This is a genomic window from Bacillus sp. URHA0034, assembly GCF_056280405.1.
Window position 1 is genome coordinate 5,301,917 of sequence record NZ_JBWCDK010000002.1, and the last position, 16,880, is coordinate 5,318,796.

Genomic DNA, 16,880 nt, shown 5'->3' on the forward strand with positions numbered 1-16,880 from the left:
ATTATAACATAAATGATAGTCGAAAAGTGTATCTTAATGGACAAATAGGGTATTTTTTTCCAAGGATTTTAAAGGTAAAGAGCCTTTCTATGGGCATCATACAAAGGCTCTTCAAACTATTTTTGATATAGATAATAATCCTGAGAATGGTAGCTTCTAAATCCACATGATTCATAGAGTCTGAGGGCATGAGCATTTTTCGCCTCTACCTCAAGGAAAACAGACAATCCTTTTTGATCCTCCTGCTTGACAACCTTGGTAAGAGCTCTTCTGCCAATTCCTTTTCCTTGGAATTCAGGAAACACGGCAAATCCATAAATCCAGGCTTCACCGTCAGATTCAGCTACACGCATTTTGCCGGCAGGTTTCCCATCTGTTTCAATAATGAAATTTTCCTCAAAATGGTTTTCTCTGAGCTTCAGATTAAACTCCCGAGATTCTTCCTCCTCAAATCCAAAGGCCAAGACTTCAAGCTGTACTTCGGTTTCAAAATCCTCCTGTGTGGTAGAAGGTCTAAGGGAAACAGCAGGGTCTTCGATTAATTCAGTTTTTTGCCACTTCATTTGATATTCGGCAACCGAAAAAGTACATGGGATATTTTTTAAAAATTCCTTTGCTGATTTTGAGTGAGTTGGAGCATTTAATAAAATCGTTTGGAATTTTCGTCTTTCTGAATCTTCAAGTCCGATAGCTAGCAATTTAGTAAAAATACCTCTACGGCGATAATCTGGATGGACCATCCCGCAAAGTTCCACTTTGTTGCCAAAGCCATAGCTGCCTAGAAAACCGACAAGCTTACCGTCTTCATAATGAAAGAAGTCTTCTTTCTCTTTTCCATCTCTATTTTCAAGCATGTCAAAATTAAGCTTCAGTTTGAAGCCGCCGTCTTGCTCGCAAGCGGCTTGAAGTTCTTTAATAAAAGCTATTTCTTCTTTCGTTAACATTTTATCACCTCTGTTCGTCGTCCTATAATTCAATTCTTTTCTTACCTTCTATTTTCCTTCTTTGCATTTGAATTACTGACATAGAAAAAAGCCCTCGCATTTTCATACTTCGAGGGCATTAACTTCAGCATTAAGCAGATTCTCCACTGCATCAATAATCAACGAAGCATTCTCTGTCTCAAGCCAAAGATTAGGAATGATTTGAAAGTGACAATTGCCGCTGTTCAGATAACTAAAGATAATTTGTGCCTCATCGATATCATCTTTACTGATGACAAGGGGAGAGCTGACACTGCTATTTTTAAAATAAGTAAAAATGTTATTCTTAATTGTTTCAAGATTTTGTAGGTTATTTATTTTTTCACTATATAAAAGTTTGTTACCCTTAATGAGAAAAAGCTTAAAGGTCGATTCAGTTATCGATTCAACGATGACAATATTTTGATTTGCTTCTGTGAACTCGATCACCTGTTCCTTATAGAGTAGGACATTAATCGTTTCAAGGATGTTCCGATAGTTTGCCGCTGCTTCAAACTGGAATTGTTCAGATGCAGTTAACATCCTCTGCTCGATTTCCTTCAGTATTTCGGTGTCTGTCCCATTCAAGAATGCAATGATATTGTCCAATATTTGATAATATTGTTCTAAAGTCGAATCACCAAGACACATTCCCATACACAATCCTAACGAATAATTTAAACATGGACCATGTTTCATTGAGGGGTTGCTGCAGTTTATTTTAAAAGCGTCTTTTATTCCAGTGATGGCTCTTTCTACTGTGTACTTGCTAAGAAAAGGACCGAAATATAGATTCCCGTCATTCTCCTTAAAGGAGTTGGATACTTCCAGAACCCGCCTGCCTGCATCCATCTTTATCATGAGATAAATGTAGGCTTGGGGACTTTTCATTTTTTTATTAAAATGTGGCTTTAATTCCTTGATTAATTTACATTCAAGCAGGAAGGCTTCAAATTCCGTGTCGGTAAGCACAAAGTCAAAATCGTTAAGGTTAGCCACCATCTTTTTTATTTTTTGAGGATGGGCTTTTGAATGTTGAAAATAAGACTGCACTCGCCTCTTTAAGTTTTTGGCCTTTCCCACATAAATAGTATGTCCATGGGAGTCTTTCATCAAATACACTCCTGGAGTATGCGGCAGCGACTTTACCTTTTCTTTTAGTTTCATAGTGTGTTCACTCACCAATAATAAATAGATATTAGTATTTTAACACATGAATGGATTACCTAGCAGAATGCTTGTATAGATAAACTAGCAAAACTAATATCATGATGTCGAGTCGAGACTGAAAAGCGAATGGGAGGAATCCTGTGTGTAGCAAGGGAACCTTTGTTAATAGAAGGGCTACGATCATAATTCCAATTAGAGGTATGACTGCATTTTTAACAGATTTATTAACTATAAGTAAAATTCCGCAAACTGTTTCGAGGAAAATGACAAGCTTTAACATTAGGTGAGGATAGGGTAGTCCTAATCCAAGAAAATGATTGGCTACTACGGGACTCATTAATTTCATGAGTGCAGAGGTAATAAAAACATAGGCCACTGTATATCTGATAAGCTTATTTGTAGATAAATACGGTTTCATGAAAAATCCCCCTTTATACATCTTTATGCAGGAAGAGAGACGGGCCATTACTAAGAATAGCAAAAAATGAGAAAATTAAGAGTGCGAGGCAAAAAAATAAAAAACCACTTGGCGTGGTTTTTTAATCGCGCATTGCTCCTGCCTCTCGGGAAGTCATTGCCCCTTCTCCTTGGCTAACATCTTTTTGAATTTCTTGTTTTACTTTTTTTGCATCTGTTCCAGCAAATTCTGGATTCAGAATCGAACCGGAGCCCAGATTCTCTTTTGCTTGTTGATTCTGTTGCATAAATAACCTCCTAATTTTATTGTTTTCAATCTTATTGGAACCAATTAGAGAATAAAAACAATTCATTTTTTTGTTGATTTTATTCTTCCTAATTTCTAGATATGTTATACAGTTTCTGTATCAATTATAGCTTCTATCTAAGAGGGGGAGAATGGAGGTTGAGGGAAAACGGTCTAAAAAATGAACAAGAGACTGCCGATACCCCTTGATGTTACCCAAAATTATAAAGTTGGTTTGATCACTGGTGTCCTTAACAGTCTTCAAAACTGCTTGTGACCTGCGTGCCTGTAAAAAACGGTGTTAAAATCCCCAATATAAACGGTTAAAAATTCCCCAAAAATAACGGATAATTGTCTCGATACATCAAAAATCTTTTTGAGTGGAGAGGCAATATGTTAAAGGATGGGGAATTTTTTATGATTAGAGAGTTACACCAGAAAGGATGGACTCAAACTGCAATTGCAGAAGAAACCGGGTTTGATAGAAAAACTATTAGGAAGTACATAAATCAAAATCAGCTTCCTAAAAGAACGGGGAGTAAAAAAAGTAAGGTAAGTAAATTAGATGCATACAAAGATTATTTGTTAAAGCGATTGAAAGAAGGAACAACAAATTGTGTTGTTTTGTTAGAAGAGATTCAAGCAATGGGCTATGATGGTCAAATCACTATCCTAAGGGAGTTTATAAGCCCCTACCGGGCAAAACCAAATAAACAATCAAGTATTCGTTTTGAAACTCCTCCAGGTAAGCAAGCTCAAATGGATTGGGGCGAACTCGGAGAGCATGAGGTCGATGGTAAGAGGAAAAAACTTTATGTTTTTGTCATTGTTCTTGGGTATTCGAGAATGAAATACATGGAGATCACAACCTCTATGAATATGGAACAACTGATGAAGTGTCACATGAATGCTTTCTCGTATTTTAATGGTGTTCCTTCTCAGATTCTTTACGATAATATGAAAACTGTAGTGATAAAACATAGTCCAACAGAAATTCGGTTTAATCGCAAATTTGAGGAATTTTTAGCTTACTATGGTATTGTTCCAAAAGCTTGTAAACCAGCACGACCTCAATCTAAAGGTAAAGTGGAAAGTGCAGTCGGATATATGAAGAAGAACTTTATGCAGCGGAAATTGGAGCCTTCCTTGATAAAGATGAATGAGAGTCTACTAGAATGGCTGGATAAAATAGCTAATAAAAAACCAAATCAAACTACTAAAGAAGCCCCCTTTGATCGTTTTGAAGTGGAGCAAGAGAAATTACTAAATTGGAACCAACGACCTTTATTCCCTATGAATAAGTGGACAACTACAACAGTTGACCCACAGGGATTTATCTCTTACGATAACAAACTATATTCTGTCCCCTTCCGATATAAAGGATCAGAAGTAAAAATTAAAGAGACCTTAGAGCATCATATTGAGGTTTACTACGAACTTGATTGCATTGCCACACATCCGATAATCAAAGGGATTACCCAATCAATTGCACAACTTAAACATTATAAAGAGAACGAAAAAGAAGAGACGAAAGTGACAACTAAAGGTTTGGCGACCGGTCACAATCCTCTCTCTGGTCCAAAAGTGGAACAGCGTTCCCTTCTGGTTTATGAAGAACAGTCAAAGGCTGGTGAATATGAATGAACACTGACCTTTTAACTGAACGTCTTAAAAGTGTAGGTTTTGATATAACCTCAAATTTAATAGAAGGCATTTTGGAAGATGCCTCTAAGAATAATGTATCATATTCTGACTTTCTTAACACGGTGTTATTACAAGAAATTGAAAATAAAGAAAGGAAAAATCTAGATAGAAGGCTAAAAAAATCAAAACTGCCATTCTATAAAAAAATTGAGGATTTTGATTTTGAGTTTCAATCAAGTATAAGCGAACGTAGAATTAAAGAAGCAATGACTTGCCGCTTCATACAAAATGGCGAGAATATATTACTCTTGGGCCCTCCAGGTGTTGGAAAGACTCATCTAGCAATCGGTTTAACAATAGAAGCACTAGAACAAGGAAATACAGCCTATTATACAAGATGCGATGATTTTATTCTGTCATGTAAAAAGGCAGAGCAGCGAGGAACTACTGGCCGCTTGGTAAATAAATTATCAAAGCCCGATGTTTTAATTATTGATGAAATGGGATACTTTCCATTTGATGACCTTAGTGCAAATTTATTGTTTCAGATCATTTCAAAAAGATATGAGCATGGATCGGTCATTATTACATCCAATAAATCCTACGTTGAATGGGGAAAGATATTTGGAGATGACGTTTTAGCAACTGCTGTCCTCGACCGTTTATTGCATCACTCTACAACGTTTAATATTAAAGGACAATCATATAGATTAAGAGAAAAACAACGGGCAGGCGTTCAACCTATTTAAGGTTGAACGCTGAAATTGGGGAATTTTTGACCGTTGTAAATGGGGAAAAATAAACCGGTGTTGACATGCCAAGTCAGGTGGGTTCGAATTCCACGCAGTCCCGCCATCGTTCAAACTCCCGTAAGGGTTTGACGATGATTGACTCGGTGCTTGTTGCCGCTGATTGATCCGTTAACTTACACAGTTCCGACCCATTCTCCATGCAACTGTGAAAGGCAGACGGATAAAGCTGTTTTGATAGTTGTTTAAATTTTCGTCCTCTTACGCTATTAAATTTGCGGAAGGGGATTTTTTATTACTTTTTGATAATCCGAATTTGATTTACGTTAGAAGCTGCTAACCAGTATAACTCAGTACCGTAAATAAAAAAGTTCAGGGAGGACACTCTCCGAACTTTTTCTTATACTTTATGGATTATATTGGTCGAGAATAACAGCAAGGGAAATAATAATTGAGGTTTACACTAGGGTAGATTAGGGTTTTACAATTTCTTAACAAAATGAAAACCCTAGGTTAATATTCATATTATTTAATAGATATGTGAAGAAAAAATATTTGCTAAGTCGGGGGAAAACAATGAATAAACAGCGTTTTAGCAAAAAAAAGCCACTACGATAGCACTTGGAAAGATACTTTTATCGCTTTTCTTTGTCCAAGTAAATAGAACGGATTTTTTAATAGTTACACCAATGCCTTCATACCTTTTTCTTGGAAGAACATTGAATCAATCCTTAGGAAGTTTACAAGGACTTAATCTATTTTAAAAACTATTAACTTTTAATAAGGAGTGATTTTATGGAGTATAGAAAACGAGATTCATTCATTACAAATGGTGAGATTAGCCACGAGAAGATTCAACGATCGAATATTGATTTAGTAGGTCATATGAAAAGAGAGATGGCTAGCACGCTAACAGAGATGGCTATACATAAGTACACTGATAATGTGTTACTTAAACTTCAGTTCCACGAAGAAGACATTTACCCTGACAAGATAGTATATAATGGTCATTCTATCTTAGCTACTAGTCATAAGCGTATTCGTGCATCATTGGAGGTATTTGATAATGCGTGACTATGACTATTGGAAACTACATAGAGGTCGAGATGTCAAGTTTTGAAATCCAATTACGCTAGCTTTTAGGATGATGCTGACATTATCACTAACTAATTAGAATACTCAAGGAAAATCGTAAAATGAAGCGTAATAAGACAATTGTAAAACACTACTGTTAAGCGAATGGAGATCTCAGTATAGAATGTCTTTTTAAATAGACAACAAATTTATTATAAGTCTTATTCCAATAGGGGAGTTATAATGATAGCTTTTTTTTGTTCAACACCTTATCAAGTACTTATAGCAGTTAATATAAAAAGTCAATTAATAGATGAAGAAGCAGATATATATATATTAAATCATTTTCAAAAAGCTCAAGAAGTTGTAAATAGAGTTAAAGACGAAGGAGTTTTTAATAATGTTAAGTTAATTGATTGTGTAGAATTTACTCATTCTTTTTCTAAATATAGGATTATTAAATTCTATCAAAAAATAAAATATTATTTGTATTATGATAAGATAGCTGAAAAATACTTTCAGTTTGATGGAAAAAAATACAAACAAGTTTATTTTACTTTTCCAGATGTAATTATTCAATTAGGTATTAGAAAACTATACGACATTAATCCTAATTTAAAAATAGTTTTGTACGAAGATGGAACTGGTGGGTACAATTCAGAAATACTTAGAACCACCATTTACAAAAAGATGTTTAATAAGGTTTTAGGCTTTGAAAAAGTTATAGATCGTTATGATAACATTTTAGTATTTAAACCTGAACTTTATTCGAGTAATGTAAGTATTCCTATAGAAAAAATTCCAGACATTGATATATATAATGGTAAACTCAAGAAAATTATAAATTCTATTTTTGACTATAAGAGTGAAAATAAGATTGATAAAAAAGTAATTTTTCTAGAGCAACCATTTGTATCTGAAGAATTGAATAGAATCATTAAGAAAATTGCAGATGAAATATTAACAATCACTGAAGATTATATTGTTAAGTTACATCCTAGGAGTTCTAAAAATTTATATAATAAATTTAATCTTTATAAAAATAATTCTGTTCCATGGGAGATAATTTGCTTAAATAATGAAATTGAAGAGAAAATACTAATTTCTTATTATTCTACGGCATGTTTTTCAAGCAAAATATTATTTGATAAGGAACCAACCATAGTTTTGTTATTTAATCTAAAAGAAATATCTGATAAATGTAGTGTTTTAAATGATGATAATTTGAAATTTGTAGAAAAATTCATAAAAACCTATCGAAATAAATCAAAAATTTTTATACCTAATGATTTAGATGAATTAAAAACATTTTTAAATAATAATTGTTTCTCTAATTTAAAATACAAAACATAAATCGTGTAACGATATACACTCCTGAAACTATTTTATAAGTTAAATGGAAAAAGAATCAATAAAAAATAATATAGTTAGTTGGAACACTTATGATAAAAAAGTATAAAAACAATAAATTATTAAATAACATAGCTTCACTTGGATCAGCAACATTACTTACTGCGGCTTTGTCATTTGTTTTAGGTGTTATAACCAGGAATATCCTTGGTCCTGAACAATATGGTTACTGGTTGACTGTATCACTTATTTTTACATTTACTCCACTATTCCAATTTGGCATTTTGAATGCAATGAATAGAGAGGTACCGTTTTATTTAGCAAGGAACGACTTTAATAGAGTACAGCGTATAAGAGAAACAGTATTCTCCTTTATTTTTTCATTTCCATTATTATTGGTAGTACTTCTCTTAATTTCAAGTGGCGTTCTTTTCATTACAGAAATTAGAATTGAGTACAAAGTTGGGTTATTATTAGCTTCGTTAATCGCAGGCTTTACTTATTTATCAGATTATGCGGAAATGTACTATAAATCTGCACAAAACTTTAATAAAGCTTCTAAATTGATCTCAATAAAAAGTATCTCACAGTCGATCCTCACGATTTTATTGGTGTATTTTATAGGATATATAGGACTCTATTTAGGAATGCTTTTATCTTTATTAATTGAATGTTTTATGGCAAAAGGCATTTTTCCTAAATTAAAAGTAAAGTACAAGCTTAGCGAATATGGTCAACTAATAAAAACTGGTCTTCCAATACTAATTGTGGGTTTGGTATGGAGCATAATGATAGGAACGGATCGAATTATCATTTCTATTTATATGGCTCCAAAGGATATGGGGAATTATGGCGTTGGGATGATGGTATTTAATATGGTAATGCTTTTTCCACAAGTATTAAGTCAAGTTTTTTACCCTAAAGTGGTTGAGTTAGTCAGTACCGGTGATTTCTTCGAAATTAAAAGATTCTATATGAAAGTTAATAAATTGCTGGCAATCATCATGTTATTTTTTGTGATAATAGGTTATTTTTTATTACCTTATTTTATAACTTGGTTTATGCCGAAATATATCCAGGGAATAATGGTTGGACAAATATTAATAATTGGTGTTTACCCGTTAGCTCTCGTTAACATAGCAGCGAACTATTTTAATTCAACTAATAATCAAAAAACATATTTATTAATCCAAGTAATGAGTATTCTTCTTAATGTATTGTTGTGTATTACATTTATACATTTTAATAAATCCATAAATTCGGTGGCCCTTGCAACTTCTATATCATTTACATTTTACTCTATAATTATGAATTTAATCTTTTGGCTTAAAATAAAGCAACCTAATATACAAAATGTTTCGTTCAAATAAAAGAATGTTCAATTATCAATGATATTGAAAAAAAGGTGTGATAAAAAATGAATATCTTTAATTATAAAGTTTTGGCAGTTATTCCAGCTAGGGGAGGTTCAAAGGGAATTCCAAGGAAAAATATACGCCATTTAAATGGAAAACCATTGATTTCTTACACGATACAAACAGCATTAAATTCCTCATATATTAGCAAGGTTATCGTTTCTACAGATGATGATGAAATAGCAGCTATATCAAAAGAGTATGGGGCAGAAGCTATTAGAAGACCAGAAAGTTTAGCTTCAGATGAAGTTCCTTTAGATCCAGTTATTTTTGATGCAGTGCAGAGGGCAGAGAAACAAATTTTTTCCTTTGATATTGTTGTTACTATTCAACCAACCTCTCCTTTACTTACAACTGGTACTTTGGAAAAGGTGATTGAAAAATTGGTGTTTGAACAATATGATACAGTATTAACTGCAGTTGATGATCGCCATTTGTCCTGGAGAAAAGATGGGGAAATATTTAAGCCTAATTACTCAGAAAGAAAAAATAGACAATATCTACCTTCAGAGTACCGTGAAACCGGTGCTGTCTTAGCTTCAAGACGTAATGTTATAACTCCAGATAGCCGATTTGGAGAAAATGTCAGTTTAATTGAAGTCGATAAGTATGAAAGTGTTGATATTGATTCACCTACGGATTGGTGGATTGCAGAAAAGCTCTTAAAGAAAAAGAAAGTTATTATAAGAGTAGATGGATATAAGGAAATTGGGCTTGGACATATTTATCGTACCATTACATTAGCTAACAACATGATCGATCATGAGGTAATTTTTCTCATGGAGGAACAACATAAGTTAGGTATAAATATGATACGCGGTCAAAACTTTAAGGTGGAAACATTTCATGGAGACCCTTTATCGATAATTAATTCCATTAAACCTGATATCGTTATTAACGATATATTAGATACAACCATTGATTATATTATATCTCTAAAAGAAATGGGGATTAAAGTTTTTAATTTTGAAGATTTAGGTAACGGAGCTGAGTTCGCTGACGGTGTTTTTAATGCTTTGTATCCTGGCTCTGTTCCAAGTGAAAATTTTTATACAGGTGAAAAATACTATTGTGGAAAAAATGAATTCTTAAATATTAAACCTAAAGATATAAATAAAGCAGTTAAAAGTGTACTAATTACTTTTGGTGGAACTGACCCAAATAATCTTACATTAAAGACTCTTAATGCAATTTCAAAATCAAATAATAACTTTAATATAACTATTATACTAGGACCTGGTTATATTAATGAGGAATCTTTAATGGAAAAGATAAAGTATATTAATAGGGAAATACATGTATATCGTTCAGTGAAAAATATGGCAGAACATATGGTAAATGCAGATATTATCTTTTCTTCAGCAGGAAGAACGATGTATGAAATCGCAATGGTGGGTACTCCTGCAATTATCTGCGCTCAAAATTATCGAGAAATGACTCATTTGTTTGGTCATAATTATAATGGATTTATTAACTTAGGAATACATCATGAAACTGATGAAGTAAGAATATTGAATACTCTAAATCGTCTTATTAATGATGTAGATCTTAGAAAGCGGATGAATAAAAGAATGTTGAATCATGATCTAACAAAAGGTATATGTCGTGTTATGGAGATTATTTTTAACGACTAAGCTTTTTTAATCTATTATATAACAAATGAGAAGAAAAAATTAAAATTAATTTATAAAAGTATTTGATTGAACAATAAAATATTTAAAGGAGGACTATATACTATGAGCAGCACAATTATTGAAAGAGCTAAAGGTGGACAGTTTGTATTAATTGCTGAGATAGGTGTTAATTACTATGATATTGCCAAAAAGATGGACATATCAATTATGGAAGCTTCTAAGTTGATGATAAGAGAGGCAAAGGAAGCTGGAATTCACGCAGTAAAATTTCAAACCTACAAGGCTGAAACTCTTGCTGCAAAAAATTCGCCTTCATATTGGGACACTACTGAAGAGACAACTACATCGCAATATGAACTTTTTAAAAAGTATGACAGCTTTTCTAATTCTGAATATAAGGAGTTAAGTGAGTATTGTCAGGAGATTGGGATTGAATTCTTATCAACAGCTTTTGATATTGACTCGGCTGATTACCTTTATGATTTAATGAATGTTTATAAAATATCATCATCGGATTTAAATAATTTACCTTTTGTTGAATATCAAGCAAAAAAAGGTAAACCTATCTTGTTATCGGTTGGAGCATCTAATGAAGAAGAAATTGAAAAGACAGTTCAGACTATACGGGAATATAACGATCGACCAATTGTATTGTTGCATTGTGTTTTAGAATATCCCACGCCATATAATCATGCAAATTTGAATAAGATTGTTAGTTTAAAGGATAAATATCCTGAGCTGATTATTGGTTATTCTGACCACACGAAGCCGGACAACGATGCAGATGTTATTAAAACTGCATATAACTTAGGGGCTGTTGTTGTAGAAAAGCACTTTACTTTGGACAAGTCACTTCCGGGGAATGACCATTATCATGCAATGGCACCTGAGGATGCCAATAAGATCATTAAGGGTATATCATTTATTGATGAAATAAGAGGCAGCTATGAAATTACATGTTTAGATACTGAACTTTCAGCTAGGCAAAATGCTAGAAGATCTTTGATTGCAGATTGTGATATAAAAAAAGGAACAATTATATCTAAAGATATGATTACATTTAAGAGGCCAGGGACGGGTATTCCCCCAGAAAATATTATGAATGTTATTGGCAAAGAAGCTTTAGTAGATATTTCGGAAGATACAATACTGCAATTTGAAATGATCAAATAAAAATTAAAATAGTATTTTAATTAAAGATGTCTGATGAGTACTGAATGTTACAGATTCAGTACTCTTATTCTTAAATTAATTGTAAACGATTGATATAAGATATTTTATATATTTCACCTCGTTTTTGTTCTCATTAAGAGGATGCTAGAGTCATACTTTAAATTACAATTTTTTTAATAAGATTATATTTAAAGGGGTAATTTTGTTATTGATATTATTTTACCTTATTTATATTCCTGTAAAAATAATTGATTTTTAAAGGAAAATATTGATTAATGGCTATTTTAGTAACAGGTGGGGCAGGCTATATTGGTAGTCATACTTGTATAGAATTGCTTAATGCTTGTTATGAACTTATTGTTCTTGATAATTTTTTAAACAGTAAGCCTGAATCAATAAATAGAGTAAAAGAGATTACATGTAAATATTTTAAATTTTATGGGATTGACCTTCTTGACAAAAATAATCTTTAGGCTCTTTTGTATAATTAATTAAGAAAAGTAACATATAATCAACTTGGCATGCCTTTTGTTTGCCAAGTTTTTGGTTGTGTTTTAAAAAAAGAGGTTTAGCAACGACTCTCAGATAATTTTGAAAGAAAATAAGAGATTTTCAGACATTGAGTTAACTGAATGTTTACACTATAGTGTTATAAAAGTAACCGTTAACATTTAACTGGTTTTTCGAAGTAAATACGTAAAAGAGTTAGGCAGCTTGTGGAAATGTGTCAATCATATCGATCGATGGCCAGGATGAAGGTTACAGATTTGAGTTGGCCCGTTTAATTGGAAAAGCAGTGATAAGAAGGCATTGCATGGATGCACAGCATGGGAAAGAATGGCTGATTTTTCGCTATGATAAATAGGAGGTGACTTTATCCGCAACTGTTGTTGCCTATCCCTATGCTAACTGTTCCGGGAAACAAGGAATCTATGAAAGCTTTAACCAAGGACAAGTCAGCTCGGATCGCATAACATTGACGAGAGGGGAAATCATCTTTGAAAAAAATAGGGAGTTTATTTGTAATCGGCAGTATGCTTGCCGGATCGTTTATGTCAAGTGCTGTTTATGCAGAAGGAGTACCAAGTACGAGTGCGACAATTACAGGTTCGAAAAGTTTCTACATATCACCAACTGGAAGTGATAGCAATCTAGGAACTATAAGCGCGCCATTCCAAAGCTTAATGAAGGCACAATCCGTTGCTTCCCCTGGGGATACTGTATATATTCGGGGCGGAGTTTATGATGAATTTACTAGTGCAGAAACTGATAATACTTACCATTATGTAAATGATTTTACTAAGAGTGGAATTACCTATGAGGCCTATCCGGGGGATCCAAGACCTGTTTTTGATTTCAAGAATGTACCAACAGATAGACGTGTGGCAGCTTTTTTTATAGATCCTAGTGCAACCAATCTTACATTCAAAGGATTTGATGTGATCGGGGTTAAAGCCGGTGCTCAAAAACAATCCGAAGCTTTTAATATTCGAGGTAATGCCAATTTCGAAAATATGACTGCTCATGATAATGAAGCCAATGGTTTTTACTTTAATGTTCATGGTTCAGGAACTGTTATTAATAGTGATTCTTATAACAACATAGGACCAAATGCTAATAATGCAGGAAATACAGATGGTTTTGGTGCTCATGGAGATGCCGTTGCGTTCATTAACGACCGTGCTTGGCATAATAGTGATGATGGATTTGACAGTATCAATTCACATGGATCAGTGATTTATGACCATGACTGGTCTTTTAATAATCAGGGTAATCAGAATGGTATAGGTGACCAAAATGGGTTTAAAGTCGGCGGATATGCTTATGCAACAACTGGACTTCCAGACCCATTACCATTACATACCGTTAAGTATTGTTTGTCTGTCAATAACGGAGCTAATGGCTTTTATGCGAACCATATGCCAGGGCAATCAGCTAACTGGACGAATAACACGGCCTATAATAATGGTGTTCATTATGGTGCTAACTTCAATATGCTAGAGCGTGTTAGTCCAACAAGTGTAGATAACATCGATGGTTACCGAGAAGTTTTACACAATAACATTGCTTATAAGGGTATTTTAACAGAAAGTGATAATACCCCGGCAGAACATGAAACGAATAATTCTTGGACAATAGATGGTGGTCTTCAAATCACTACTAAAGATTTTGTAAGTCTGGATATAAGCCAATTATCGGCACCTAGAAAACCGGACGGAAGTTTACCTGATATTGCATTTATGCGTCCAGTACCGACAAGTTCTCTTTATCAATACGGTTTAGGCTACCTTGCTGACAAAGATCCCGTTATATCCTTACAGGAATTAGTAACATTATTCGATCAAGACGGAAAAATAGATAATGAGGGAATCGCAAACAGCCTACAGATGAAACTAAAGAACCATGATCTATCTTCGTTTATTAATGAGATAGAGGCGCAATCTGGAAAGCATATAGAGAAGGAATCAGCAAATTATCTTATTCAAGAGGCGAATGCGTTAATAACCAAATAAGGAATTTCCACTGGGAGAAGTACCCCATACAACCATAGTGGGTGTTTCCAGTGCAATGGCACCATGAAGTTGCCTGATTCATTTATAAAAGCTTTAATAGTAATTCTTCCAACTATGGTTCTTTAAAATAGGGAAAAAACATTATTCCTAAAAGAGACTGCTTCCTAAACACTAGGAAGCAGTCTTTTAAATTGGGTAATCTATGCTTTTTTGATATATGCATAGAAAACTTTGGCGGACAGCAGAAGGATGGGTAAGTCATTTTCTTAATCCCAGCTTGGCATAGGCTTTTTTATACCATCTTTTATCCACAGAAATTTTCCATTTATTTCATTTGATTCGGGCCTTAATAAATCTAGGATGACTTCCAATGCTTTCTCGGGAGAATCGCCGCCTGATTCTCCAACCATATCAGCCCACCCTGTCATAACCTGATTTCCTGATTTTTCAGCGTCAAATTTTATATTTGCCCACATTTGAGTTTTTACTTCACCAGGATGAATGAGATTGGCCGTAATCCCTGTTCCTTCCAGCTCTGATGCAAGCTGCCTAGTAAAATGATTTAGGGCAGCTTTACTTGTTGCATAGGCACTGTTTACGCCGTTGGGTTTTACAAGTGAAGCGGCGGAACTCACATTCACAATTCTGCCCCAGCCCTGTTCAATTATTTGGTTCATAAAAGCGCGGCAAACAAGATACGGTCCCGTCGTATTAATCATCATCGTCTCGATCCATAATTGCGGGTCGCTTTCCTTTATCCATCTTATCTCGCCATGAACCCCCGCGGCGTTAATAAGAATAGATGGTACACCGACCATTTCTAACACAGTTGACGCCATTTGTTCCACACTTTCGATGCTGTTTACATCTGCATGCACTACCACAGAGTTACCGTTAATCTCTTCAATCAGATCAGCTGTTTTTTTTAACTTTTCAACCGATCGTCCCACTAGGACCACGATCGATCCCACTTTCGCTAGACCGATTGAAACCGCTTGTCCTATCCCGCTTCCAGCTCCTGTAACAACTGCGACTTTTTCTTTTACAAACGAATAATCAGACATCTGAACACCTCCATTTATTTTTAACAGCTCCAACTTCAAGATACAAATAGCTTCTAATTTAATAGGAATTTCTCTCAATTTAGTTTAACATTTTTGGGGATTTTTCTCTTTTCCTGTAGAAAAGAATAAAAGGAAATTCGGTAATTGTACATGATATGAAAGATAAAAGCGGGTAAAGCCCAACTCTAACAAGATGGTAATAAGATTTGGTGACAAAAAGTATTAATTGACCAAAAAAGTATTAATTAACAAAATGCATTTAATATCTAATTTATCCCTTCAAATCAAAAATGTCTGATTGAAGGGAAAAATAATCAAAACAATAATAGAAATAGGCAAGCAAAATACTATTTAAAATAATTTTAAACTTAAACAAGATTCTGCACACCATTACCGAATAACGCAACTTGCTTTTGAATCAAACACTTTAGGTATATGAAGATTACTAGATTCAAGAAATCCAATAAAAGTAAAATTAGATTAAACTCATAAGTCAATCAAGAGTGCAGTCACTCAAATGTTATTAAATAGTTCCATTGGAGGTCTGAAGGGTTTTGAATGAAACACTAATAGTGAGATATCGAAATACTAGGAAAGTAGAGCTTCCCTTCCATTACCATTCTCATCGCGATTATGAGATTTATTTCTTCCATGAAGGGGACTGCAGATATTTAATACACAATCAAATTTATGACCTGAAGCCAGGGGATATTATTCTAATGGATGGCTTGACCTTGCATAAGCCAAATGTTAACCCAACTAGTGAATATGTCCGTAGTGTTATTCAATTTTCTCCACATTGGATTAAAGGTGTTCTAATGGAAATGGGAAGCATCTATCTACTGGATACCTTTCAACGATTGCACCATTGTTTGATTCGAACGAATGAAAATCAAGAATCAAAGGAACTGGAAAGGGTGTATATCCGTCTTGCAGAGTTAAACCGATCTGACTCGCGTGACATTAAGATTGAGACAGAAATAAAAATATTGCTGCTTCAGGCATTAATTATTGTACATAAGCTTCTACAAATGAATGATTCGATTAACCTTCCAAATAAAAAAGAAGAGAAAGCTGTTTATGCTGAAAAGATTGTCGATTATCTTCAGCTTCATTTTATGAACAAATTGACACTTCAGAGTATAGCAGACAACATGAATTTAAGCAGATCTTATGTTGCACACGTAATAAAGACAAAGACTGGCTACACGGTTATGGAGTTTGTAATGGAATGCAGGCTTACTCATGCAAAATATTTACTAGAAATGGAACCGCTTAAACCAATAAAAGATGTAGCATACGAATCTGGGTTTGAAAGTGCTACACATTTTAGCCGTTACTTTAGGGAAAAAGTAGGTGTAACGGCAAGTGAATTTCGTCAATTACGTCTTAAAAATTGGAACTAGGACTCTATTTCCAACAGTATACG

The 16,880-nt window shown here is 33.8% G+C and carries 15 protein-coding genes and 1 pseudogene; 11 read left to right on the forward strand and 5 right to left on the reverse strand.

All coding sequences use genetic code 11. The features are described from left to right. Positions 1 to 116: 116 nt before the first annotated feature. The 4 genes from ACZ9EE_RS27815 to ACZ9EE_RS27830 form a co-directional block, all read right to left on the reverse strand. On the reverse strand, positions 117 to 944 hold the full coding sequence (locus tag ACZ9EE_RS27815; protein WP_476031798.1) for a GNAT family N-acetyltransferase: 828 nt from the start codon (positions 942 to 944) through the stop codon (positions 117 to 119). Positions 945 to 1,046: 102 nt separating this feature from the next. Next, the gene (locus ACZ9EE_RS27820) at positions 1,047 to 2,129 is read right to left on the reverse strand and encodes a GIY-YIG nuclease family protein (protein ID WP_476031799.1); all 1,083 of its coding nucleotides are present in this window, start codon (positions 2,127 to 2,129) and stop codon (positions 1,047 to 1,049) included. Between the two features lie 55 nt (positions 2,130 to 2,184). Beyond that, positions 2,185 to 2,550: a DoxX family protein gene (locus ACZ9EE_RS27825; protein WP_476031800.1), complete on the reverse strand. Its 366-nt coding sequence runs from the start codon at positions 2,548 to 2,550 to the stop codon at positions 2,185 to 2,187. A gap of 121 nt (positions 2,551 to 2,671) precedes the next feature. Next, the gene (locus tag ACZ9EE_RS27830) at positions 2,672 to 2,836 is read right to left on the reverse strand and encodes a hypothetical protein (RefSeq protein WP_476031801.1); all 165 of its coding nucleotides are present in this window, start codon (positions 2,834 to 2,836) and stop codon (positions 2,672 to 2,674) included. Positions 2,837 to 3,228: 392 nt separating this feature from the next. Here ACZ9EE_RS27830 and istA point away from each other — a divergent pair, with 392 nt between their 5' ends. The 10 genes and pseudogenes from istA to ACZ9EE_RS27880 all read left to right on the forward strand — a co-directional run bounded on the left by istA (position 3,229) and on the right by ACZ9EE_RS27880 (position 14,387). After that, a complete protein-coding gene (gene istA, locus ACZ9EE_RS27835; RefSeq protein WP_476031802.1) occupies positions 3,229 to 4,479 on the forward strand; it encodes an IS21 family transposase in 1,251 nt (416 codons plus the stop codon). Next, positions 4,476 to 5,228 (forward strand): IS21-like element helper ATPase IstB, encoded by a 753-nt coding sequence (gene istB / locus ACZ9EE_RS27840; RefSeq protein ID WP_476024906.1) that lies wholly within the window; start codon positions 4,476 to 4,478, stop codon positions 5,226 to 5,228. Before istA ends, istB begins: the two co-directional genes overlap by 4 nt. Positions 5,229 to 6,023: 795 nt before the next feature. Beyond that, positions 6,024 to 6,302: a hypothetical protein gene (locus ACZ9EE_RS27845; RefSeq protein WP_476031803.1), complete on the forward strand. Its 279-nt coding sequence runs from the start codon at positions 6,024 to 6,026 to the stop codon at positions 6,300 to 6,302. A gap of 243 nt (positions 6,303 to 6,545) precedes the next feature. Then, complete coding sequence (locus tag ACZ9EE_RS27850; protein WP_476031804.1) at positions 6,546 to 7,655, forward strand: polysialyltransferase family glycosyltransferase; 1,110 nt, start codon at positions 6,546 to 6,548, stop codon at positions 7,653 to 7,655. Between the two features lie 89 nt (positions 7,656 to 7,744). Continuing rightward, the gene (locus ACZ9EE_RS27855) at positions 7,745 to 9,022 is read left to right on the forward strand and encodes a lipopolysaccharide biosynthesis protein (protein ID WP_476031805.1); all 1,278 of its coding nucleotides are present in this window, start codon (positions 7,745 to 7,747) and stop codon (positions 9,020 to 9,022) included. Between the two features lie 47 nt (positions 9,023 to 9,069). After that, entirely contained in the window at positions 9,070 to 10,701 is a 1,632-nt protein-coding gene (locus ACZ9EE_RS27860; protein WP_476031807.1) for a cytidylyltransferase domain-containing protein, read from the forward strand. Between the two features lie 102 nt (positions 10,702 to 10,803). Next, entirely contained in the window at positions 10,804 to 11,874 is a 1,071-nt protein-coding gene (locus ACZ9EE_RS27865; RefSeq protein ID WP_476031808.1) for an N-acetylneuraminate synthase family protein, read from the forward strand. A gap of 275 nt (positions 11,875 to 12,149) precedes the next feature. Next, positions 12,150 to 12,344, forward strand: a pseudogene (locus tag ACZ9EE_RS27870) (NAD-dependent epimerase/dehydratase family protein); the annotation flags it as partial. Positions 12,345 to 12,598: 254 nt separating this feature from the next. After that, the gene (locus tag ACZ9EE_RS27875) at positions 12,599 to 12,739 is read left to right on the forward strand and encodes a hypothetical protein (RefSeq protein WP_476031809.1); all 141 of its coding nucleotides are present in this window, start codon (positions 12,599 to 12,601) and stop codon (positions 12,737 to 12,739) included. 133 nt (positions 12,740 to 12,872) lie between these two features. Next, a complete protein-coding gene (locus tag ACZ9EE_RS27880) occupies positions 12,873 to 14,387 on the forward strand; it encodes a right-handed parallel beta-helix repeat-containing protein (protein ID WP_476031810.1) in 1,515 nt (504 codons plus the stop codon). A gap of 266 nt (positions 14,388 to 14,653) precedes the next feature. Here ACZ9EE_RS27880 and ACZ9EE_RS27885 read toward each other — a convergent pair whose 3' ends face one another. After that, positions 14,654 to 15,451: an SDR family NAD(P)-dependent oxidoreductase gene (locus ACZ9EE_RS27885; RefSeq protein WP_476031811.1), complete on the reverse strand. Its 798-nt coding sequence runs from the start codon at positions 15,449 to 15,451 to the stop codon at positions 14,654 to 14,656. Positions 15,452 to 16,005: 554 nt separating this feature from the next. Between ACZ9EE_RS27885 and ACZ9EE_RS27890 the strand changes: the two genes are divergently transcribed. Next, positions 16,006 to 16,857, forward strand: coding sequence for a helix-turn-helix transcriptional regulator (locus ACZ9EE_RS27890; protein WP_476031812.1), 852 nt, complete (start codon positions 16,006 to 16,008; stop codon positions 16,855 to 16,857). The last annotated feature ends 23 nt before the right edge of the window (positions 16,858 to 16,880 follow it).